Annotated in this window: 15 protein-coding genes and 6 pseudogenes; 14 read left to right on the plus strand and 7 right to left on the minus strand. The window is 34.1% G+C overall.

Annotated elements, in window-relative coordinates; translation table 11 throughout:
- Window positions 1-599: 599 nt before the first annotated feature.
- Entirely contained in the window at window positions 600-1,268 is a 669-nt protein-coding gene (locus Wcon_RS00475) for a septal ring lytic transglycosylase RlpA family protein (protein WP_047758750.1), read from the minus strand.
- Window positions 1,269-1,285: 17 nt separating this feature from the next.
- Here Wcon_RS00475 and Wcon_RS00480 point away from each other — a divergent pair.
- Window positions 1,286-2,114 (plus strand): annotated as a pseudogene (locus tag Wcon_RS00480) (Mur ligase domain-containing protein); the annotation flags it as partial.
- A gap of 559 nt (window positions 2,115-2,673) precedes the next feature.
- Here the strand turns inward: Wcon_RS00480 and Wcon_RS00485 are convergent.
- Window positions 2,674-3,098, minus strand: a pseudogene (locus Wcon_RS00485) (IS66 family transposase); the annotation flags it as partial.
- 265 nt (window positions 3,099-3,363) lie between these two features.
- Window positions 3,364-4,029: a hypothetical protein gene (locus tag Wcon_RS00490; RefSeq protein ID WP_114516809.1), complete on the minus strand. Its 666-nt coding sequence runs from the start codon at window positions 4,027-4,029 to the stop codon at window positions 3,364-3,366.
- 158 nt (window positions 4,030-4,187) lie between these two features.
- Here Wcon_RS00490 and Wcon_RS00495 point away from each other — a divergent pair, with 158 nt between their 5' ends.
- The 5 genes from Wcon_RS00495 (at window position 4,188) to pyrF (ending at window position 9,843) form a co-directional block, all read left to right on the plus strand.
- On the plus strand, window positions 4,188-6,650 hold the full coding sequence (locus tag Wcon_RS00495) for a valine--tRNA ligase (protein ID WP_114516810.1): 2,463 nt from the start codon (window positions 4,188-4,190) through the stop codon (window positions 6,648-6,650).
- Window positions 6,651-6,839: 189 nt separating this feature from the next.
- Entirely contained in the window at window positions 6,840-7,646 is an 807-nt protein-coding gene (locus Wcon_RS00500; protein WP_237349948.1) for a hypothetical protein, read from the plus strand.
- Between the two features lie 300 nt (window positions 7,647-7,946).
- Entirely contained in the window at window positions 7,947-8,210 is a 264-nt protein-coding gene (locus tag Wcon_RS11655) for a hypothetical protein (protein WP_237349949.1), read from the plus strand.
- Between the two features lie 118 nt (window positions 8,211-8,328).
- Entirely contained in the window at window positions 8,329-9,135 is an 807-nt protein-coding gene (locus Wcon_RS00505; protein ID WP_237349950.1) for a coiled-coil domain-containing protein, read from the plus strand.
- Between the two features lie 36 nt (window positions 9,136-9,171).
- Entirely contained in the window at window positions 9,172-9,843 is a 672-nt protein-coding gene (gene pyrF, locus Wcon_RS00510; RefSeq protein ID WP_114516811.1) for an orotidine-5'-phosphate decarboxylase, read from the plus strand.
- Between the two features lie 101 nt (window positions 9,844-9,944).
- Here pyrF and Wcon_RS00515 read toward each other — a convergent pair whose 3' ends face one another.
- A complete protein-coding gene (locus Wcon_RS00515; RefSeq protein ID WP_114516812.1) occupies window positions 9,945-10,265 on the minus strand; it encodes a hypothetical protein in 321 nt (106 codons plus the stop codon).
- Between the two features lie 681 nt (window positions 10,266-10,946).
- Here Wcon_RS00515 and Wcon_RS00520 point away from each other — a divergent pair.
- The 4 genes and pseudogenes from Wcon_RS00520 to Wcon_RS13235 all read left to right on the plus strand — a co-directional run bounded on the left by Wcon_RS00520 (window position 10,947) and on the right by Wcon_RS13235 (window position 15,858).
- Window positions 10,947-12,086, plus strand: a complete 1,140-nt coding sequence (locus Wcon_RS00520; RefSeq protein ID WP_114516813.1) for a phage major capsid protein — start codon at window positions 10,947-10,949, stop codon at window positions 12,084-12,086.
- 332 nt (window positions 12,087-12,418) lie between these two features.
- Window positions 12,419-13,081 carry a hypothetical protein gene (locus tag Wcon_RS00525; RefSeq protein WP_114516814.1) on the plus strand — a complete coding sequence of 221 codons (663 nt, stop codon included), beginning with the start codon at window positions 12,419-12,421 and terminating at the stop codon, window positions 13,079-13,081.
- Between the two features lie 96 nt (window positions 13,082-13,177).
- Window positions 13,178-14,517: pseudogene (locus Wcon_RS00530) on the plus strand (DNA recombination protein RmuC).
- A gap of 393 nt (window positions 14,518-14,910) precedes the next feature.
- A pseudogene (locus tag Wcon_RS13235) lies at window positions 14,911-15,858 on the plus strand (IS5 family transposase).
- 482 nt (window positions 15,859-16,340) lie between these two features.
- On the opposite strand, the gene Wcon_RS00545 reads toward Wcon_RS13235, so the two are convergent.
- The 3 genes and pseudogenes from Wcon_RS00545 to ubiE form a co-directional block, all read right to left on the minus strand.
- Window positions 16,341-17,447: a D-alanyl-D-alanine carboxypeptidase family protein gene (locus Wcon_RS00545; RefSeq protein ID WP_114516817.1), complete on the minus strand. Its 1,107-nt coding sequence runs from the start codon at window positions 17,445-17,447 to the stop codon at window positions 16,341-16,343.
- 233 nt (window positions 17,448-17,680) lie between these two features.
- Window positions 17,681-17,946 (minus strand): annotated as a pseudogene (locus Wcon_RS11660) (multidrug ABC transporter ATP-binding protein); the annotation flags it as partial.
- A 263-nt stretch (window positions 17,947-18,209) separates the two neighbouring features.
- Complete coding sequence (gene ubiE / locus Wcon_RS00560; RefSeq protein ID WP_114516818.1) at window positions 18,210-18,908, minus strand: bifunctional demethylmenaquinone methyltransferase/2-methoxy-6-polyprenyl-1,4-benzoquinol methylase UbiE; 699 nt, start codon at window positions 18,906-18,908, stop codon at window positions 18,210-18,212.
- Window positions 18,909-19,060: 152 nt separating this feature from the next.
- Between ubiE and Wcon_RS13240 the strand changes: the two genes are divergently transcribed.
- The 4 genes and pseudogenes from Wcon_RS13240 to Wcon_RS13250 all read left to right on the plus strand — a co-directional run bounded on the left by Wcon_RS13240 (window position 19,061) and on the right by Wcon_RS13250 (window position 22,705).
- Entirely contained in the window at window positions 19,061-19,567 is a 507-nt protein-coding gene (locus tag Wcon_RS13240) for an MFS transporter (protein ID WP_458694572.1), read from the plus strand.
- Window positions 19,568-19,611: 44 nt separating this feature from the next.
- The gene (locus Wcon_RS13245) at window positions 19,612-20,187 is read left to right on the plus strand and encodes an MFS transporter (RefSeq protein ID WP_458694573.1); all 576 of its coding nucleotides are present in this window, start codon (window positions 19,612-19,614) and stop codon (window positions 20,185-20,187) included.
- A gap of 78 nt (window positions 20,188-20,265) precedes the next feature.
- Window positions 20,266-21,594, plus strand: coding sequence for an ankyrin repeat domain-containing protein (locus tag Wcon_RS00570; RefSeq protein ID WP_114516819.1), 1,329 nt, complete (start codon window positions 20,266-20,268; stop codon window positions 21,592-21,594).
- A gap of 170 nt (window positions 21,595-21,764) precedes the next feature.
- Window positions 21,765-22,705, plus strand: a pseudogene (locus Wcon_RS13250) (IS5 family transposase).
- Window positions 22,706-22,751 lie beyond the last annotated feature (46 nt).

Below are 22,751 nucleotides of genomic sequence, written 5' to 3' on the forward strand. Positions count from 1 at the left end.
GATTCCAGCATCAAGTGCTGGAATGACATAGTGGAATGTCACGCAATAGCCCCTTTGGGAGTACTCCTTTTTCTGTCATTCCAGTGCTTGACACTGGAATCCAGATCAAGTACGGCTATCATCCAAATAACCCTTCGTTGTCATTCAAGTAGCCCCTTCGTTGTCATCCCAGTGCCCAGACACTGGGATCTAGAAAACTTCACTTTAAATGAGCGCACCAAATAGAAACTGGATTCCAGTGTCAAGCACTGGAATGACATCTCTATAGGACTCCCAACTAATCTAAATATTAAGAAATTTACTAAATAAAAAAAAGACAAAAGAACCCCCGTATAGCGAGTTTTGACCCTATAATAATTTAAATTGGCATTGTAATAATGTGCTAACGCTTATTTTAAGCGCGATTTGGCTGAATGTAGAAAAAATAAAAAAGACATGCAGCCGCTATAATTTTATGTAATTTGCCAATAAATATCTGAGTTTTTTTTACTGAATTTTGTCGTTGAGCCCAAAAACAAGGATAAATACTCTCATTGATATGATAAGGAAAGTGGGAAAGTTTGTCAAGGAGTTTTTGGCATACTATGCACTGCAGGTTTTTAACTTACTTTTATGCAATATTGATTGTTCTTGAAAAGCAATCTAACATTTTTTATTCCTTGATTACGAAGCTTTGATGCAGCTAATTTAGCAGCCTGAGCGTTTACAAAAAATGCGACATATCCCTTGCTTTCTGCACTGTTTTGTTTTGGGTGACGTTTCTGCATTTCTTTTTCATATTGCCTTTTGTAATGAGGAGTATTTTGTATCAATTGTTCTGACCTCTTTCTTAGGTACTCGACTTTTACCTTTGCAAGCCCAGACTTATGAAGTCCTAAAACTTGTGCTGCCTTTTCTGATAGATCTATTATTCTACCTTCAACAAACGGCCCCCTATCGTTCACTCTTATAACAAGCTTTCTTTTGTTTTCTAAGTTAGTAACACGAACGAAGCAGGGTAGGGGTAAAGTCTTATGCGCTGCAGAAATCAAGTGACGGTTAAACACTTCACCGTTTGCTGTAAGTGTCCCATGATCTTCTATTCCATACCACGACGCTATTCCTACTTCTTCGTAACACTTACAGTATTTTGGATGATAAATGATACCATTTATTGTATAGCTATTGCCAATTTTATAATGACCTGCAGTCTGATTATACCTGTTGCTAAAACTACAACTGCTCATCAAAATGAATATTAGGCATGGAAAGGCTAGGTTTTTTATCATTGTATTTAGTGAAAGCCATGAGGATTTTAAATTATACTATAATAAATTTAGTAATAAGTAAACGTCTACTGCCAAATATGCACAGAACTAAAAAAGAAGTAATACATATAATCGGTATAGGTGGAATAGGAATGAGCGCAATCGCTGAAATTCTTCACAATTTCGGTTATAAAGTTCAAGGCAGTGATACGCGATCAAACGATAATATAGATAGGTTACAAAAACTAGGTATAGAGGTCTATATTGGTCACGATGCCAGTAGCATTAGACAAGCTCAAATAGTCGTACATTCTTCTGCAATAAAACCTGATAATGTGGAGCTAGTTGAAGCAAGAAATAACAATAAGACCGTTTTACATAGGTCAGATATGCTGGCTGAAATTATGAAAGGTAAATATGTGATAGCGGTTTCGGGTTCAAGTGGCAAGACAACAACAACAGCTATGATTGCTTCCATTTTTGATCATTATGGGACTGACGCCACTGTAGTTGTGGGAGGAATATTAAATTCCTATCAGAGTAATTCAAAACTTGGCAAGAGTGACATTTTCTTAATCGAGGCTGATGAGTCTGATGGAACTATGTTAAAAATTCCTGCAAATATTGCTGTTGTAACAAGTATTAATGACGACCATATAGACCATTACGGTACATTTAACGACATCAAAAATGCATTTTCTCAATTTGTAAACAACGCGGATTTTGCAGTTTTACCTGATTTTTTGGACATTGACTATAATGAAGGTAATTCTGTAACGTTTGGGTTTGGAAACGGTAAGATTAGGGCCAGCAATATCAAACAACACAATAATAGCATAGAATTTGATGTGCTGATTAGTATAAACGAAAATAACTCGATTAGATTGCCAACTACTCGAATAATTAAGAGTAATGGGGCAAAAGCAGCTCTTGATTCGTCTCTTCAATGCTTGAAACTGGACTCTCGTTTCAATGTTGAACAAAATACTATAGAATTCAAAAAGACAATCCCTAGAAAATCTCTACATCCCAAAAAGAGTAAATCGTACTAATGCTATTTGAACGAACTAGTGCAAAAGTAAGCTAAATTTTTTTTGAGGTGCAAAAACAGAAAGAAACAGTTATTTGAAAGATAGTTGGAATTTGAAATGCCTTATGTTTAATTGACATAGTACCAAACTGTTGTGTATCAAAGATATTTTACACAATTTTTTCTGTTGTTAGTCTATCCCCTTTTAATTAGACTAGTGGACGTCCTTTTTAAAATATCATTGTTTATTGAAAGTGGGATAAGATTGCTAAAAAAATGTTATATATTACAGGGTTTCAGGTTATTGCTAAGCGTTGAAAATTGGCTCTAAACTAATAGTGGTGGTAAAGAAATGCATAATACTACTAATAATATGTATCTGTTCAGGGGAGTGGTTCAAGAAACGATAGATAGAAGATTGTGAAAAGGCCCTTTGTTTCCACGTTAAGTATAACGAAATTATCCGCTCAAGTTCCTGTTTCGATTGTGTAAAATATGAATTTTTGCGGTAAACAACATAATGTCGTATTTGCCGTTCAGCACGTCAGCGGCAGGGTCATCTAAAAATTTCCAAGTCATTCTTTCAGATTTCAAAATATTTTTTGCAACCAGGTAAGTAGAATATCTTCTTCAAGTAATACCTTGTACGCTTTTGCAACTTTCTGGCACGTCTGGAACCTAAAAACATCTATCTCATTTTTTAGTAAAGCTTTCAAATAATTCAGTGGCTACCTTTCTCAAGCTAGAATTTTAACTTCAATATTCCAACTATGTTTCGAAATCCCGTATCAACAGATTTGCCTTTTTTTATCAGCAAAGTACCTCTTGCTTATCCTTTTTTATTTTATACAATTCTTTTGAACTTGGTATTGATGAATTTTTCGAGTTTAAACCAAGCCTTTCCTTTCTTTGAGCATTCTCAGAGCTTCTTTTTCAGCTTTTAAATTTATCTACCTCTATTTTTAAGTTTTGCAAAGTTCTAAAAGTTTTACCATATTACCTCATAGCTATTCTATGATTAGACCACCTTGCTACTCCCCTGAATAGATACGAAGAATTAACTGACAGAAGAATTGAAAACTAATATCAGCATTCTGTTAAATGTATGTGACTCGTAGAGATTAAGTTTTGTCTTTTACAATTTATCTGTACTTCCTTTGATTCATTTACTTGAGTATTAGGTCTTAGTGTTGTATGTGTAACGTAACCAGCTACGAGTGCAGACGCTGCTGCTATACTAATTATAGCTACCATACTTAGCCCAGTTATATGCTCAAGTGCAATGTACACTATCAACCCAACAGCGAGACTAGCACCAATAGTAGCAGTGTATGTTAGTTGTTCAATCGTTTTATTTTTACTTTTTGATTCTTTCTTGAATTGCTGGATTTGAATATTTAATTTGTTTTTTAATTCTGTATTTTCATTCTGTGCTGTATTATTTGCATGTTCTAAGGCTCTGTTTAACCGTTCAGCCTGATCCTTTTTAGTTTTTAATTCTGTATTTTCCTTCTCTAGCTGCTCAAATTTATTTATCTTTTGTTTCATTTCACTTTTTATTTCATTTTTTAGTCCATTTCTTATTTTATCTTTTAATGTAGCTATTGCCTCTTCTGGACTTTTTTTACCTTTTAATTCCAGCACGTCTTCAAGCAATTCTGCTAGTTTTATTTTTTCATTGGAGGGCAGAAAGTATGGATCGTATAGAGCATTAACAAGATTTTTTAAGTCAGAAAATTCAAAACCAGACATGATAAACCTCAATATTAAAAATTTATTATGTAATACATTAAAAATTATAAGATCAAGAAAAATTTGTATTGTAACGAGGCTAAATTAAAACGGTAGACATTAAAATTGCTGTATTTGCTCAATTGTGCTAACTTAAAGCTTAAAATTGAAAAATATTTATGTTAGAAGAAAAATACAGCTTTAGAGAAATTGAAGACAAATACAACATATTATGGGAAGGAAGTAAAGTTTATAAATGGAATGGTGAAAAGGATAACACTTTCACTATAGATACACCTCCACCAACAATATCGGGAAAGTTGCATATCGGCCATATATTTAGCTATTGCCATACGGACTTTATTGCGAGGTTTCAACGCATGCTGGGGAAAGATGTGTTTTATCCAATTGGATTTGATGATAATGGGCTTCCCACTGAAAGGTTAGTTGAGCGGACATATAAAACCCGCGCAAAAGAAGTTGGCAGGAAGAAATTTATAGAGATGTGCCATGAAGTTATTGAGAAGTCAAAGCAAGAATTCAAGGAGTTATTTAAATCAGTTGGCATTAGTTATGATTGGAGTTTGGAGTATCACACAATCAGTAAAGAAGCTGTGACGCTTTCTCAAATGTCGTTCATTGACCTGTATAACAAAGGGTATGCATACAGGAAAATGCAACCTATTCTTTGGGATCCAGTTGATAAAACTGCAATTGCGCAGGCAGAGATAGAAGACAAAATTTTTGAATCATCTTTAAATATAATAGTTTTTTCCACTGAAAAAAATGAGCAGATCAAGATTGCAACTACGCGACCTGAGTTGCTTCCAGCATGCGTTGCAGTTTTTTGTCATCCAGAAGATGCACGCTACACTCAGCTGATTGGAAAAACAGCTACAGTAGCAATAACAGAGGCAAAAGTTCCAATAATAGCTGATGATAAGGTCAAAATAGATAAAGGCACTGGGCTTGTTATGTGCTGTACATTCGGTGATGAGCTCGACATATATTGGCAGCAAAAGCATAATCTGCCGATGAAAATTATCATTGATCAGGATGGAAAGATGAACCTGCATGCAGTGTGTGATCAAAAATGGATCCCAGTGCTTAACACTGGGATCCATGGGCTAAAGGTCAGAAAAGCAAGAAAGAAAATAATTGAAATCCTCAGTGGAAAAGGACTTTTAATAGAAAGCACCAACATTTCTCATTCTGTCAAATGTGCGGAAAGATCTGGTGCATCACTTGAAATATTACCTACTTATCAATGGTTTATCAAGATCTTAGGGCAAAAGGCTCAAGTATTAGATAAAGTAAGAGAATGTAATTGGCATCCAGAGTCTATGCGTAAACGTATGGAGGTGTGGATAGAAGGACTAAATTGGGATTGGTGCATTTCAAGGCAGCGCTATTTTGGTGTGCCATTTCCGGTATGGTATTCAAAGCGTAAAGGAGAGGAAGGCAAAATTATTCTAGCTGAAGTAAAGGATTTGCCTATAGATCCACTTAAAGATTTGCCGAAAGGCTATAGCAAAGAAGAGGTTGTTCCAGATCAAGATGTAATGGATACTTGGGCAACAAGTGCGATAACTCCTCAGCTAAGTGCACTGGCAGTAAACAGTGAGCTCGGTTTACCAAGCCATCGGTATGACAAGGTATTTCCTGCAGATCTGCGCAGCCAAAGCCATGAGATAATAAGAACCTGGGCTTTTTACACAATTTTGAAGGCGCATTATCATGCAGATTCACTGCCGTGGAAGAATATCATGATTAGCGGTTGGTGTTTGGCTGATGATAAAAAAAAGATGAGTAAATCAAAAGGTAACATCATTACTCCTCATGTAATGCTTGATGCTTATGGAGCTGATGTGGTTCGCTATTGGGCAGCAAATTCAAGACTTGGTGTTGACACAGTCTACTCTGAAAATATCTTCAAAATTGGCAAACGGCTCGTTACGAAACTTTGGAATGCTAGCAAATTTGTTTCCATGTTCATGGAAAAACATCAAACTATGAGCATAAATTCCATCAGTGAGGCGATGGACAAGTGGGTATTGTCTAAGTTGTACAAAGTTATAGAAAGAGCAACAAATAACCTATTGCAATTTGAATATTGCGAAGCTTTGAGTGCGGTAGAAGAATTTTTTTGGAAAGATTTTTGTGATAATTACTTAGAGCTAGTAAAAAAACGTGCATACGGTAGCAGTGAAGCAAATTCAAGCGCTAAACAGAGTTTAACATATGTGTTGAACATTATTTTGCGGTTATTTGCACCCTTTTTGCCATACATTACAGAAGAAATATATCATCGGTTGTATAGTTATAACTCCGTGCACAATAAAAGTAATTGGCCTAGCAAGCAAGAGCTGATCTATGATAAGCATTCTGAAGAAATGGGAGATAATTTCGTGCAGATGTTAAACTTAGTGAGAAAAATAAAAGCGGATAATAATGTGTCAGTTAAGCACTTGATAAAAAAATTGATGATAAAAGCAAATGCAAAAGAGGATAAGTTAAATCAATCTGCACAGGATGATTTGCAGGCAATTTGCAATGCTGAAGTGATAGAATGGGTTGAGAGTACAGAGGCAGAGCTTATAACTGAGAATGGAAAATTTACTGTAAGTGTATTGATTGCATAACTTAGCATTCGTGTTAGCATGATAATTATTTAGCTGTGAGGGAATGGTGATGGGTGGTTCATATTATAGTAAAGCTAAAGGACAAGAAGACGATTATCATAACTTCGTTCAAAAATTTTTGTTTTTGCTCAATAAGATAAGAGAAAAAAATAAATCAATTCACACTGCTGTAGCTAATTTTAACGTATTATGTTTTTAATAAAACATAATACCAATTTTAATGAAGATGAAGTATATAAAGCCATTATCCAAGATTACAATAGTATAGCTAGACCAGAGCTTCAAGATGAGGCTAAAAAAGTGTTGAATGGATATATTGAAAATGGTGTTGAAACAGTCTCAATATATAGAAGTTGTGCAGAAATTGAATTGAGGGCTAATAAACATGAATTCAAAATCAGTGAGTTTTTAAATAGTAATTTCTGTAAAGATAATGGAATTTTAGGGTTTTCAACGCTGCATAGCAATGGAAAAAGTGGAATACACGGCTTTGTTTCTGAAGAAGGGATAAAGTATTACATTGTAACTGATGGTTCATACGAAATGACTCTGAACTGGTATGATAAGGATGGAAAAAAGTGTACTATTATAATTAACATTGATGCTAGTGGTATAGAACTTATTGAGCGTAATAGTGTTACTGACGATCAGTTGAAAGCGAACAAAGATGTAAAAATAGGTAACTTATTCTTGTATCAAATAAAATTTAAAAATAAGGAGGAAGGCAATCATAAATCATCTGAAACCGTGATAGAAAATGGTAATAGAAATATTAACATTCAAACAACTCAAGAAATTGAGTGTGATAGCAAAGAAACTCAGATAAGTGCTACTAAAATGCAAGACAAAAGTACACAAGCTATAGATGACAGCTTAAACGAAGAGATTAATAAATTGGAAAAAGAAAATACAAGATTGACTGAAGATAAAGAAATTATATCAGAACAATTGCAGCAGAAAGTGAGAGAGGTAGAGGAATTAAAAGCTATCATATAAAAAAATTTAGATCAGAAAACTGAAGAGTTAGCTAAAGCAACACAAAAACTCAAGCAGTTAAGTGATGCGGTAGAGAGTGAAGTTAAGGAGAGAAGAATTGCCATTTCATTAAAAAACTCTTTGAGGTTATTTGATAGGCAAGTTATTTTATTCATCGTTACTTCTCTCACTAAAAACATATCTGTGAGAACTTATTATTCTATCTCCTCATATCTTTTTCCTTAACTTGACTCGTATGGTCTACGGGTAAGACAATTTTAATCAATATATATAAAACTGCAGCAGTTTTATATATAGGTTATGAGCAATTTATTTAATAAAGGTAATACATTTTATTTTATAGCTAGTTCTCTAGCTACTCTTACATTACTTACATCTTTAGTGCTTATTAATGTACCTAGTTCTTTAATTCTCGCTTTAGCTGCATTGTCTGCTTTGGCTCTTATGCTCTTGTATAAAATAATGAGTAACAATAGGAGAATAGAGGATAAATTCACTCAGAAAGAGCGAGAGTTAGAAGAGAAAATAACTCTGGCTGCAAAAAAAAATAGAAAAATTAAATGATCAATTAACTAGAGAAAAGCAAAATCTAGACGGGGAAGTAAATAAGGTAAATGGGTTAGAATGTGAGAGGGACTCTTTAAAGCAAGAGTTAGAAAGTAAAAAGTGCCGTATATATGGGATGGCAGAAAAATTAGATGAAATAACGAAAGAAAAAGATAAGCTTGGTGAGCAGGGAAAAAAATTCTCTTCTGAGATCTTGCATTTACATGAGCAGTTACAGGAAAAAGAAGCTAATCTAGCCGAAAAAGAAGAATGCATAACGGAATTGAAAAGGAAAATAGACAATAATAAACATACAGAATCGGAAAATGCAGAACTGTATAAGAAAGTAGAAAAATTATCTAAAGAAAAAGAGGAGTTACTCGAGAAAATAAGAGAAATATCTGAAAATAGAAAAATATTAAGCGGGGAAATAGAAGAATTACATAGAGAGAAGGATACATTAAATAACGAATTAAGTGAAAAACAAGACAAAATTAAAAAGCTTGAAAAAGAAAATAGATATTTATCTGAAGAGTTAGAAAAGAAATCTGAAGAGCTAAATCAAGCAAATGGTTTTATTGAAGATCAGTTCCTTGAGTCAAAGAAAATAACAAAAAAGCACGATAATAAGGTGAGGGATTTAGAAAATTTACTCTTAAAGCGAGATGATCAAATAGAACAACTTCAATGTATGAAGGTAGAAGAATCGATAAGAGAAAATGAAGCAATTAAAGATTATAGCGAAAAGAGAATTATGCAATTTACGCCAGGTAAATATTATGGATGTGAATCACAGTCGGAGGCAACGTCTGATTCTTTACAGAAAGATCTTGGATATGAATCATCACCTGCTAGCACTCCGACCAAATTGCCAAATTCACTATTGACAGGATCTTATGAACTTAGTCAGTTTAATCAGAGTGAAGGTATTTGCAAAACATAATAACTAGCTTTATTATAAAAAAAATTATACAAGATAATGAACCCAATAATATGCGCACTAGATACACGAGATTTGAATAAAGCTATATCTTTAGCTAATGCTCTGCGTGATAAGGTTGGCATGGTAAAGCTTGGGTTAGAATTTTTTGCTGCACATGGTCTTTCTGGAGTGGGAGAAGTTGCAAAATGCAATGTACCAATTTTTTTAGATCTGAAATTGCATGATATTCCAAACACTGTAGCCAGAACGATTGAAGCAATAAAGATTCTAGATGTTGAAATGCTAACATTGCATATCAGTGGTGGGACAAAAATGCTTAAAGAAGCGCTAAGTGTAGTGCAAGGGAAAAAAATAAAGCTAATTGGAGTAACAGTACTAACTAGCATGGGTAATGAAGATCTAAGCGAGCTTGGAGTGGCAAGAGAAACAAAATCACAGGTAATTTTGTTAGCAAAGCTTGCAAAGAAAATTGGTCTGCATGGAATAGTCTGCTCTGCATTAGAAGCTCAAGAAGTGCGCCAAGAATGTGGTAAAGACTTTAAAATTATTACTCCAGGAATCCGTATAGATTCAGGTCATGATGATCAAAAAAGGACAGCAACACCAAAAGAAGCGATAAATTCAGGAGCTGATTATATCGTAATTGGCAGGCCAATTACAAAAACCGCAAGTAGTGCAGAATTAATATTGAAATCCCTTATTGATTGAAGCAGTTCAGGTAAATAACTATTAAGATCAAATGCTGTCTTTTACAGATTAAAAATACATGAACTCTTGATCTTGCATTTCATCTGCGATAGGCAATAACTTTACGCTCTCATTAAAGTGTTACTTAACGAGAAGCTTTTTAAAATAGATAAATCTGAACTAGATTGACCCTTAAAAAGAGTAAAACAGTAGTCAAAATCATCATCATTATCTTCTAAACACTTTAGATACTTGTCAAGGTCTTGCCGATCTTTCTTACTTAAATTATCTGGATCTTTTAGATTATCTAAATCGCGTTCTGCTTTTTCTAATTCATACTTAACGCAGTAATCTTGGCATTTGTTTTCGCATGCTTTTTTGGATGGTGATCTACATTGACGTGTGCATATAAGATCGGGACTTTCTATTTTTTCTTTATTCATAATCTACTCCTAATTTTAAAAGCAATATCTATATTAGCATATAGGTGTAAATATTGTATTAATATAATTACTTTTTAGGTATATATGACAGATTGAAATCATTTGTGGTGCCTTAGAAGAAGCAATAAACTCAGAAACCGAGTTTATTGTAATTGGCAGATCCATCTGCAAATAGTGCAGAATTAATATTGAAATCTCTTACTGATTGAAGCAGGAGAGCGGTAAGGTAGATAAGGTAGCATAGAGTAAAAGCGACAAACGCTTGCCATCGTAGTTTTAGAGCAACCGGGGAAGGGTGTCAAGCACTGGGATGACAAGAAGAGGATACTTGAAGGATACCATTTATTGTTTTGGCAAGTTTGTACAGCTAAGTACTTTATTTGTACATTCTCCTCAATGGGTGTACAGCGAAAAAAAGTGCTTGACAGGAAAAAATAAACGCTGTATAGTGTTAATAGTTCTTTAAATTAGGTACGCAGTGTCATGCCAGTGCTCGACACTAGCATCCAGTCTTTTCATAATCATCAAAACGTTGTATTTTAACATAAAATAGCTATTTTTATGTTTACTAACTTAACTGGATTCCAGTGTTAGCTACATACATGACAATGAAAAGGTACTGATAAAGATTATCCTCAAATTACAATAACTATTCTAATTTTATTTTTAAAGGAGGCTATTATGTCACTTACTGATATCGCTCACCGTGTCAATGAACTCGCTTCATCATGGGAGCAATTTAAACTAATAAATGATCGAAAACTAAAAGAAATTGAAAGCAAAGGGCCTGCAACAATCGAGCAGCTATGTAAGATAAATAGTAATATTGATAATTGCAAAGAGCGCTTAGATTTTATTGAAACTGCAGCTCAACGTCCAGAGGCGAGCACAACAAACGACAAACATTTTTCTGATTATGTCCGCAAGGGCGATTTATCGCACAAAACCCTCAGTGGAGATGATAATGATATTGGAGGGTATTTAGTTACTCCTCATATTGTAAAACGGATAAACAAGCGTATAGCTGATTCATCTCCAATGCGGCAAATATGTTCCAATCAAAGAATCTCTACTGAAACATTAGATTATATTATAGAAGATTGTGAACGTGCTGGTGCAGGTTGGAGTGGTGAAACAGTAGAAGATGAAGATGGTGGCTATAAATCTAAGTATGACTTTGCAAAAGACACGAGTACACCTAAAATTCAAAAAATTTCCATTACAACTTATGAGCTCTATGCTCAACCGCAAATATCACAAAAATTGCTCGATGATGCATTTGTCAATGTTGAAAGTTGGCTTGTGGAAAAGGTTGCCGAAACTTTCAGTAAGAAGGAGAATGAAGCCTTCATAAAAGGTGATGGCACTTTTCAGCCTAAAGGAATTTTAGCTTATGAAGATAAAATAGAGCAAATTAAAGCTGATGAGCTAGATAGTGATGCCATAATGATATTGTACTATTCTCTGAATGAACATTACTCTAAAAATGCATCATTCTTGATGAACAGGAATACGTTAAAGGACGTTAGGCTACTAAAATCTGAAACAGGTCAATATCTTTGGCAGCCGAGTTTATCTCTTGAAACTCCAGATACTTTAATGGGAATACCAGTATATCAATCTGCTGATATGCCACCTACAGTGATTGCAGTAGCAGATTTCAAACAAGCTTATAAGATTGTAGATAACAGAGGAATGAGAATATTGAGAGACCCTTATACAAACAAACCTTATGTTAGATTTTTTGTCACTAAGCGTGTCGGTGGGGAAGTTGTAAACACCAGCGCTATCAAATTGTTAAAAATTGCGAGCAAATACTAAAAACTTCTATAGCATCATCTTTAGAGCTGACCAAAGCAACACGTCATACCGCGATTCATTCCATAACTGTACGAACATTGTGATTTTGGCCCATCAGGAGGGTGTCATCCCAGTGCTTGACACTGGGATCCAGGAATTTTATTAAGTTGGCGAGCATAAAAACAGCTGTTTTATGTTAAAATACAACGTTTTAATAATTATGAAAAAGCTGGATTCCAGTACTGGAATGACATCTTTTTTCTCCTTTTTCCCTTTAAAGTAAAAAATAGTTGACATATTATATTTTTTATTAGATAATTAAGTTAATATATTATTAATTTAAGGAGTAAAATATGTGGAAAAGCATAAAAAACTTTTTTAAGTGGATTGCTGATCACACAGGAATTTCATGGATTTTAGGAAAATTAGACTGGAAAAACCATCAGTCTACTGGTCAAGAAGAGGATTTTGTCTTTTTAGGTATGCCACAATCAGAAGCACCTGCTAAAAGTAAAACAAAACATACTGGTAATCAAAAAGATAATTTTATCGCTGAGAACTCATTATCTGATAAACTAATGGAGAGGCAAGTTCAAGAAAAACAAAATGACATTACTTCTCAATGGGAAGTAGGATTATTAAATTTAAAGAAATCTTATGATTTAAGAAGTCATCCTAAGGTTAAACAAATACTATCTGATCTCATTTCAAGGACAGAGAAGCTAAACGATGACTCAAGAACATTTGCACATAAGAATATAAGTAAGTTATGTGACAATAAGGAAGAGAAAGAATACTCCAACGTTTTGAAAGAGCAAGCTGAAGGAGAGTATATTGTTATTAACGGTGTTATTATTCCAGAGGGAGCAAAGTTGAAGTTTTTCCCAGAGTTATCTGACTTTTTATCAAAAGCAAGCTTGGAAAGAGAAAAATTGTTTTGCAAGGTGGTACCAAATTCGTTATTTACCCAACTAATAACACCAGAACAAGTTGCTAATAATGATCGTTCTTGTTAGTTAATTTCACAAAAGAGCACCTAAAGATGTGCTCTTTTTTTCTTTCTTATATAAACAAAAATCATATAGAATTGTAAACGCAGTTTTTTTATTCTGATGCTTCTCAATTCTATAGTTCTTGTTCTTTCCTTATTACTATTTCTCTATATCATCTCAAGAAAGAATAGAAAGCTAAGTGAAAAATTAGCAAATCTTGAGAGTAATTTATGTAGGGCGGAGCGTGAGCTTCAAGAGGCAAAGCAAACTTTACTGAATAAGAATGAAGAGATAGTTAATTTGAAAGTGAGGAATGCAGAGCTTGAAGTAACTCTGCAAAAAGAACGTGAGGAAAAGAAAAAGGAAATAGAATTACTGACAAAAGCAGAGGAGAGACTCACAAACACTTTTAAAGCACTTTCTCTTGATGCTTTGCAGGTAAATAATAATAATTTTCTAAATTTAGCGAAGGAAGTAATTGATAGTAAACTAAAAGAAACAGAAAGTGATTTCAAAAAAAGGCAAGCAACGATCAACGAAGTTGTAATGCCAATAAAAGAAAAATTAGAAAAATTCGATAGTGAAATACGTGATCTAGAGAAAGAGAGGGTAGGGGCCTACGAAGGTTTAAGGGAGCAAATTGGAGCATTAATGAGCCAAACTTCTAGCCTTGCCAACGCCCTAAGGAAACCTCACATTAGGGGCAAGTGGGGTGAAATGCAACTCAAAAGAGTAGTAGAAATGGCGGGAATGATTGAATATTGCGATTTTTTTACTCAAGCCTCAGTAATTGATAAAAATGAGGACAATTTGTTACGTCCTGATTTAATAATAAAAATGCCATCTGGAAAGCAAATAATAATAGATGCTAAAGTACCACTTGATTCTTATATGGATGCTATGTCACAAAATGATTTGCAGATACAAAGGGAAAAATTGAAGAATCATTCTCTGGCAATAAAAAAACATATAAATGATCTAGGCAGAAAGGAATATTGGAACCAATTTGAAAATACGCCAGAGCTTGTGGTGCTTTTCTTAACAGGAGAAGGGGTTTTCAGTGCAGCACTGGAATGTGAGCCAGCTTTGATAGAAATTGGAATAGAAAAAAAGTGATTATTGCAACACCGATCACTTTAATCGCGCTGCTTAGGGCAGTAGCCTATGGATGGAAGCAAGAAATGATAGCCGAAAATGCGAAAAAAATAAGTGAACTGGGCCATATTTTATATGAGCGAATCTGCACGATGGGTGAAAACTTTGACAATTTACGCAGGAGCTTAAAAAGCGCTGTAGATCATTACAATAAAACTGCTGGTTCGCTTGAAGCGAGAGTGCTTCCTGCTGCTCGGGAATTCAATAAGCTTGGTATACATGCAAAAAATAAAGAACTAGCCGCTGCAAAAGAGCTGGAGTCTTTACCACGCAGTTTACATGCTGAGGGGTTGAAAGTAGACTAGCTTCATTTAAATATTCTTTCTGGTCTCCTTAACTGTATCTGTTCAGCAGAGTGGCAAAATAAGATAGACGAGAAAATAGGAACAAATATCCCAGCGTCAAGCACACAACTGTACGAACATTAACCAGAACTTGACACTGAGATCCATTTTTCCATTTAAGCTCATCAAATTTAGCATAAGCTTACCGAATAGCTTGCTTGTGAATTTTCTTGGATCCCAGTGTCAAAGCACACAACTGTACGAACGTTGCAATGTGACACGATGTTGCATAATAAATGATGTCATTCCAGTGCGTGACACTGGAATGGCTTTGTTGCATCACTCAAGTGAAAAGAGCTAGCAGTTACTGGCGGAATTCATTATAAAACAGATATTTAACCGACAAAGGAAAATATGCCAGTCAAAATGAAAGTCAGTAACTGCTATGAATATAACAAATTTCTCCAAGAAAGAGGAAGCATTTTTCGTTATATCAATGATGCCATAGAAAACTGGTACGAAAATAGCCCAAAAGTAGCTGGTGGAAACAATATTTACAGTGATAAAGTTGTAATCTTGGTGCATGTAGTAACTCACCTTTTCAGAATAGGTCTGAGGCAAACAATTGGGTTCGTAAAAGGATACTTAAAACAAATAGAAAAAAGGCTAAAAGTTATTAGCTATTCACAAGCTTCAAGGAGGTTTAGAAAACTCAATATTAAGATCAATGACTGTAGAGTTAACAAAAATGATACAGAAGATATTGAAATTGCCATAGATAGTACAAGTATCAGCATCTACAATAATATTCCAGAAGGCAAATGGTAGAGATAGAAAATATCACGGCCACGAGCAAACAAGAAAACTGCATGTAATGCTGGAGATAGGTAGCAAAAAGTCATAGCTACAAAATATAGTAGAGGAGTTTATTCTGATCATTACGGAGCCTGTGATCTTATTGAAAGAGTTGAAGCTCAATATAACATAAGCACACTGTATGCAGATAGGGCATATAACCGAAAGAAGTTACACAAATTATGCAATAAGCTTGGCATAAAAATGAAAATTCCTCTGCAAAATAATGCAGTAGAGCATCCAAAGTTGGACTATATGGCTGAGAGAAATTCTGCAATCAAACTCATAAAGTTATATGGTGAAGATGGTGTGAAGAAATGGAAAGAAGAGGTAAGTTATGGAAAGAGATCATATATTGAGGGATTTTTTTCTCGACTAAAGCAAGCATTTGGTTTTAGTTTTAGGAATAAATCTGAAATTAATCGTGAGAGGGAGCTGCTACTCAAGTGTTATTTGATTAACAGATTTACTGAAACTGGCATGGCTAAATTTGAGATAGCTTCATGAATTTATTATACATTACCCACTATCCGAAGAGCTATGCAACAAAGCTCACTGGAATCCAGTTCTTATTATACAGCTATCTGGTGTACTTATTTAAAATTAAGTTTTCTGGATCTCAGTGCCAAAGCACTGGGATGACACTCTTCCTGGCGGAGATTATTCTCAAATCACAATGTTCGTACAGCTGTGGATCCAGTTTCGTTGTTCAATTTCATCAAAAGTGTTGTATAGCGTGCTTATTTGCAATCAAATTTTCTAGATTCCAGTGTCAAGCACTGGAATGACACCCCCCTGATGGGCCCAAATCACAATGTTCGTACAGTTGTGTGTCAAAGCACTGGGATGACAACAAAAGGGCTACTTGAATAGAGGCTACTTAGGTAACAAGAAAAGAAGCACGGGTTTCAATATTTGCCATGCATCTGAACGGGTACCTAGCTGTCACTTAGATATTCTTTCTGGTCTCCTTAACTTACATTTGCTGATTAAAACAACTTTCTAAAAATTTTTTTTATATAATTCAACTCTTGTACATCATTTGCTGCATAAACAGGTATAGTTTGTTGCTCAGTACCCGGTATTTCTACGAAGATTTTGCCCACTTCTTGACCTTTTTTAATTGGTGCAGGTACCATATCTTTATATTCAATACGCACTTTAATTTTGTCATGTAATTTGCGGTTATAAGTTATGGTAACATCGTTTGCAACTGTAACGGGCACCTTTTTATCTTTTCCATAAATAATATTTATTTCTTCAACTACACTATCCTTAGCAAATATTTTCTTGCTGTGAAAATGATTTAAGGAATATTGTATTAGTCTTTTAGCTTCTTCTATTCGCTCTTTTTCAGTGTTTAAACCATTTACAACAGCAAAAATTCTCCTATCGTTCCGTTTTGCAGACGCTATAATTCCATAACCACCAGCACTCGTATGACCTGTCTTTAGACCATCAACTCCAATATCATGGAAAAGTAAAAGATTTTTATTTTTTTGTACAATGTTGTTATATGTCAAGTATTGTTCAGAAAATAGATCATAATATTCAGGAAAATCAGTAAAAATCCTTTTTGCCAGTGTTACCAAGTCTTTTGCGCTCATAAAATGATCTTCATCTGGCCACCCGCTTGAGTTGACAAAATGACTATCATTAAGATTCAAATCTTGTGCAACTTCATTCATTTCAGCAACAAAATTCTCTTCTGATCCTGCAATACCCTCGGCTAGCACTATGCATGCATCATTACCTGAAGCGATTGTAATTCCTTCAAGTAGTTCTTTTACTGTCACAGATTGACCTTCTTTCAAAAACATAGAAGAGCCTTTCCTTTCCCATGCTTTTCTACTTACTCGAAATTTATCTTCCATGTTTATTATTCCAGCCTTTAAATAATCGAAAGCCACATATAAAGTCATTAGCTTGCTCATTGAAGATGGAGCCATTTTTTCGCTGGAATTATGGTCAAAAATGAACGAGTCTGAAGCTAAATCTAAAACGACTGCTTGCTTTGCTTTGGTTCTAAACTGGTACGAGTACGAGTAAAAAGGGAATATAAAAATTAATAGCAAAGTTACTAATTTGTTTAACATATTTATAATTTTAAATTTATAGTGTACTAATTAATAGTATGATTTTGCAGGAGTATTTCAATAAATCTCTTACCATTTAAGTAAAAAACAAAAACTCACCTTTGTTGTCATTCCAGCACTTGATGCCAATTGTACGAACACTATCTGTAGGATGCCAGTGCCCAGACACTGCATAAAAATTTAATAACTTGATTGCCAAATCCAGCATATTAACAACATTATGATTTAAATTTCTACCCTATCTTCATCAATTTTGCATACAGCCCGTCTTTACTCATTAGAGAGTCATGAGTTCCTACTTCTTCTACTTTTCCATGATTAATTACTATAATCTTGTCAGTTTTAAGTGCGGTTTGTGTGTAATTACGATCGTTGTTCTGTTTTGCATTAATTTGCTCAATGCTTTTTGCACGAGGTTCTCACTTTCATAATCAAGGGCGGAAGTTGCTTCATCCAGTATTAAAATCTGAGGGTTTTTGAGTATCGCTCTTGCTATTATAGTTAAGTATATAGATTTTAGTTTCAGGAAAAAGGTACAGCATTAGTCTACAGTGTACTTCCTTAGAGCAACACGTTCAAGAAACTTTAGCTTGATTTCTACTGTAGGACAACATTATGCCAAGTGCAATGCTCGAAGATAGAAAAGAAGAACCACCATAGCTGAAGAGTTATGCCGGTGGTTGGAAAAATGCTCAATGTTACCCCTATGTTTATTATGAATTGTGTAATAAAAAAACTACTGGCCAGACCAGAGTTTAATATTCATTTTGTTCCAATGTGTAATGCCACTATTCCATAGCTCATATTACAAAACTCAACATTCCTAAAGCCTACCTCTTCAATTTCCATTTTAAAATTAGTCTGAGTTGGAAATTCTCTGATGCTTCTTACTAGATATTCATAAGAATTCTTGTCTTTAGCAACTATGCTGCCAATTTTAGGAATTACTTTAAATGAGTATAAGTCATAAAATTTGGTGAATATCTCATTTTGATAATGCATAGGGGCAAACTCCAAGCAAATAAATTTCCCATCTGGCTTCAATACCCTATATGCTTCACTTAAAGCCTTCTTGCGGTCAGAAAAGTTTCGAATACCAAAAGCTACTGTATAATAATCAAATTCAGAATCTTCAAATGGTAAACTCTCTGCATTTGCACATACCCAATTGAAATTGAGCTGATTTGAATTTATAGCTTTGTCACATCCTCTATTTAGCATGTTTTGATTTATATCACATACTGTAACTTGAGCACTTGGTTCCCCTTTTGCTATTCTTATAGCTATATCTCCGGTTCCTCCAGCAATGTCCAAAACCTTGGAGTTCTTTTTAAAATGCACACTATTTACCATCTTCTCCTTCCATAGCCTGTGCATTCCAAGGCTCATTATATCATTCATGATGTCGTAGCGATTTGCTACAGAATCGAAAACCTCTTTAACTAATTGTGATTTATCCATATTTTATACAGAGATTAGCAGTTAAATTAATATACTAATGAGAAAAATATACTACAATTAAACATATTTAATCCAGTAAATCATTAGTGTCGACAGCTTTTTCACAAAATATTATCTCTCTTATTATGATATTATCTGTAGCAGTTGTTGATATGGCAACAGACTTATACTCAGTTGCATTGCCAAGTATTGCCAATTATTTTAAGGTGGAAGGTAATATAGTACAGCTTACAATCAGTTTAAATTTAGTAGGAGTTGCAATATCTGGATTAATTTATGGCCCACTGTCAGACTACTACGGTAGGCGCCTAATGATGCTGATTGGTATGGCAATTTTTACTTTGGCAAGTATCATGTGTTGCGTAGCTGATAATATTATACTTTTAATATTAATCCGTTTTATACAAGGAGCAGGAGCTGGTGTTGCAGGCGTTGTCGGATATGCAGCAATCAGGGATATGTACTCAGGTAGTGAATACTCAAGAGTAATCTCAAAGTTAAATATGGTAGTAGCACTTTCACCTGGAATAGCACCAGTGGTAGGCAGTTATATAATTTCACATGGTTATAGTTGGAAATTTTTGTTTTTATTATATCACTTGCTGCAATTCTTATGCTCATTTTTATTTACCTTAAGCTTCAAGAAACGCTCACTGTAAGTAAAAATCAAACCAACATAGCCATCAATATCTTCAAGCAGTATATGTCAATATTCAGGAATTATCGTTTCCTTGGGTTTTCAGCCATTCATGGATTGACTTTTATGTGGCTTTGGGCATACATTGCTAATTACCCGTTCATATTTGAATCAATAGGCGTTGAAGTACAATATTTTGGCTATCTCATATCAATTATAGTTATATTTTACATAATTGGCACTTTAATCAATAGAAGGTATGTACCAAAAATAGGAGTGAGCAAGATGCTAATCATAGGTTTGGTATTACCGATAATATCCGATGGTTTGTTGATATATTTTTATCTCATAAACAAATTGAGCATACTTATTCTTCAAATTATTTGGATTCCAAGCAATATCGGGCTTGCACTTGTAATCAGCAATAACGTAACTTCTGCTTTAGAAACAATCAAAGGTATAGGTCTTGGTAGTGCAGTCCTCTCATTCTGCAATATGATGTTTGGAGCTATTGGAATATATATAGTAGGGAAATTTTTTCACTATAGTATTTTACCGAATTTACTGCTAACGGTTGTATGTTCTATAGTTGCAATTCTTATATATAGTTTACTCAAATATACTGAGAAACACGAAGAATAACCATTATTTGTATAACCCAGAGCTCATAAATTATTAACTACTTTACTATAATAATACAATTTTATAGAGAAGCGTAGGATGAGTGGCAATTCTTTTGATTATAAATATTATAACAGCTCCATACTAAATCAGGGTGAGAAAGCTCGATTAGCTAGAAAGACTCATAAAGTTGGGGAAATCTTCTTAAAACATATCAGCAATGATGTCCCTGGTATGTCAGTTGACGTTCTTAATACCAAGGACTTTGGAAAAGAATATAATTATGCATTCGGACGGCCAAACAGTATTCATGCACGATTTAGAAATGATCACGATCGAGATAAAGATAAAGTATTGATTTACTCATGGCCTCGTTACAACGAGTTTGATGAAAGTAAATGGAATAATTTTTTATCACAACTAAAAGAAAGGGATTACGATCTAAAATTTATTGGAACTGGTCCACTTGAGTTTAAATATAAAGGTTTTAACTACAGTGTATATCCTCCAGCTTTCAGCTTTTCACAAAAAACACTTTCTGCATCAGTAAGCAATGAAGTTCATACCCTTCTAGAAGCAAAAATTTCTAGTGACTACAAAGATTATGAACCTTTCGCTTTCAGCTTTTCACAAGAAGAAGCAAATAAAATTATAGAAAATATTAAAAGATCTCATCAATCAATAAAAAAGAAAATTATTGATCATTATCAATCACTAGGAAAAGATTTTGTTAAAAATGATTCAGATTTCATAACGATTGGTACTGATATAAATAATAAAACAAGACTTAGTTCTGTAATATACTTTAACGGACGCAATGGTATTGATGAAGTTAAACTAGAATTATATAAAGCAACTCCCTTACACTTATTTGCTAAGTACAATCTTTCTCAGCAGCTAGAAGATAGACTAGATAAGGGAACAGATGTTAATGCAATGGATGAAAGTGAAAAGACCCCTTTACATTATGCCGCTGAAATGGGCCATGTGAAGATAGTACAAATTCTATTAGGAAAAGGAGCAAATGTTAATGCAAAAGATGAAGATGAAAAGACTCCTTTAGATTTAGCTAAAACAGAAGAAATAAAAGCTCTATTATTAAAAGCCATAGAAAAAACTGTGGATGAATCATCGACGAATAGTGAAGGGGTTCAAGAAGAAGAAGAAGAAGAAGATGAAGAAGAAGATGATGATGATGATGTTGTTGTTGTTGTTGCTCCCACAGAACCTGCACAAACAGAAGAACAGCCTAGCTCTTTTTTTGGTAGTTTGTTTAGTATACTTATGAAGCCTTTTTCATTAATAGGATCATTTTTTGGTGGCTTTTTTTCATGGTTGCTTGGGTCTGATGAACCATCAACTGAATCTGAACAACCAACTGTGCTAGACTATCAAAAGGGTGTTCATGATTCCGATGATATTATATAATAGATTTTTGCATAACTGGCATTCAAAGGAAAATCAGTTTCAAGTAGTCCCTTATTGTCATCCCAGTGCGTGACACTGGGATGGCTTTGTTGCATCACTCAAGAGAAAAGAACTGGCAGTTACTGACAAAATTCATTATAGAATAGCCATTTAACCATTGAAGAAAAAATATGCCACAGCAAATGAAAGTCAGTAACTGCAATGAATATAACAAATTTCTCCAAGAAAGAGGAAATATTTTTCATTTTATTAATAGAAAATTGGTACGAACATGGTCCAAAAGTGTTCGGTGGCAACAATATTTACAGTGATAAAGTTGTGATTTTAGTGCATATAGTCGCTAGTCTCTTTAGAATTGGCTTAAGACAAACGGTAGGGTTTATAAAAGGATATTTGCAGCAAGTAGGAAAAGGCTTAGCAGTCATTAGCTATTCGCAGGCTTCAAGAAGGTTTAAAAAACTCAATATTAAGATCAATGATTGCAGAGTTGACAAAAACAATATGGAAGATATTGAAATTGCCATAGACAGTACAAGTATCAGTATTTATAATAATACCCCTGGTCACAGTAAGGAAAATAGTAAAGATAGAAAGTATCGCAGCTATGAACAGACAAGAAAATTGCATGTAATGTTGAATATAAATAGCAAAAACGCCATAGCTGTAAAATACAGTAACGGTGTCTACTCTGATCACTTGTGATCTGCTAAAAAAAGTTGATTTTCAGCATGTCGTAAAAGTACTATATGCCGATAGGGCGTACGATAGGCATAAGCTTTATAAATTATGCAAAGAATATAATATAAAAGCAAAAATTCTACCAAAAACCTGTGCAGCAGAGCATTTAAAAATAGACTACATGTCTGATAGGAACACTGCTATTAGGTTAATCAAATTACATAATGAAGATGGTATGAAGAAGTGGAAAGAAAAAGTAAATTATGGAAAGAGGTCATATATTGAGGTTTTTTTTTCGCGACTAAAACAAACATTTGGGTTTAGCTTTAGAAATAAATCCGAAGTAAATCGTGAAAAAGAATTGCTAATAAAATGCTACTTACTCAATAAATTTATTGAAATTGGCGTCGCTAAATTTGAGATAGCTTCATGAATTTATTATACATTATCTACTATCCAAAGAGCGATGCAACAAAGCC

Source organism: Wolbachia endosymbiont of Cylisticus convexus (assembly GCF_003344345.1).

What these genes read in the sequence shown, in the direction of transcription:
- Wcon_RS00475 (WP_047758750.1), bottom strand. Translation starts at nt 1,268, where the DNA reads ATGATAAAAAACCTAGCCTTTCCATGCCTAATATTCATTTTGATGAGC.
- Wcon_RS00490 (WP_114516809.1), bottom strand. Translation starts at nt 4,029, where the DNA reads ATGTCTGGTTTTGAATTTTCTGACTTAAAAAATCTTGTTAATGCTCTA.
- Wcon_RS00495 (WP_114516810.1), top strand. Translation starts at nt 4,188, where the DNA reads ATGTTAGAAGAAAAATACAGCTTTAGAGAAATTGAAGACAAATACAAC.
- Wcon_RS00500 (WP_237349948.1), top strand. Translation starts at nt 6,840, where the DNA reads ATGTTTTTAATAAAACATAATACCAATTTTAATGAAGATGAAGTATAT.
- Wcon_RS11655 (WP_237349949.1), top strand. Translation starts at nt 7,947, where the DNA reads ATGAGCAATTTATTTAATAAAGGTAATACATTTTATTTTATAGCTAGT.
- Wcon_RS00505 (WP_237349950.1), top strand. Translation starts at nt 8,329, where the DNA reads ATGGCAGAAAAATTAGATGAAATAACGAAAGAAAAAGATAAGCTTGGT.
- pyrF (WP_114516811.1), top strand. Translation starts at nt 9,172, where the DNA reads ATGAACCCAATAATATGCGCACTAGATACACGAGATTTGAATAAAGCT.
- Wcon_RS00515 (WP_114516812.1), bottom strand. Translation starts at nt 10,265, where the DNA reads ATGAATAAAGAAAAAATAGAAAGTCCCGATCTTATATGCACACGTCAA.
- Wcon_RS00520 (WP_114516813.1), top strand. Translation starts at nt 10,947, where the DNA reads ATGTCACTTACTGATATCGCTCACCGTGTCAATGAACTCGCTTCATCA.
- Wcon_RS00525 (WP_114516814.1), top strand. Translation starts at nt 12,419, where the DNA reads ATGTGGAAAAGCATAAAAAACTTTTTTAAGTGGATTGCTGATCACACA.
- Wcon_RS00545 (WP_114516817.1), bottom strand. Translation starts at nt 17,447, where the DNA reads ATGTTAAACAAATTAGTAACTTTGCTATTAATTTTTATATTCCCTTTT.
- ubiE (WP_114516818.1), bottom strand. Translation starts at nt 18,908, where the DNA reads ATGGATAAATCACAATTAGTTAAAGAGGTTTTCGATTCTGTAGCAAAT.
- Wcon_RS13240 (WP_458694572.1), top strand. Translation starts at nt 19,061, where the DNA reads ATGGCAACAGACTTATACTCAGTTGCATTGCCAAGTATTGCCAATTAT.
- Wcon_RS13245 (WP_458694573.1), top strand. Translation starts at nt 19,612, where the DNA reads ATGTCAATATTCAGGAATTATCGTTTCCTTGGGTTTTCAGCCATTCAT.
- Wcon_RS00570 (WP_114516819.1), top strand. Translation starts at nt 20,266, where the DNA reads ATGAGTGGCAATTCTTTTGATTATAAATATTATAACAGCTCCATACTA.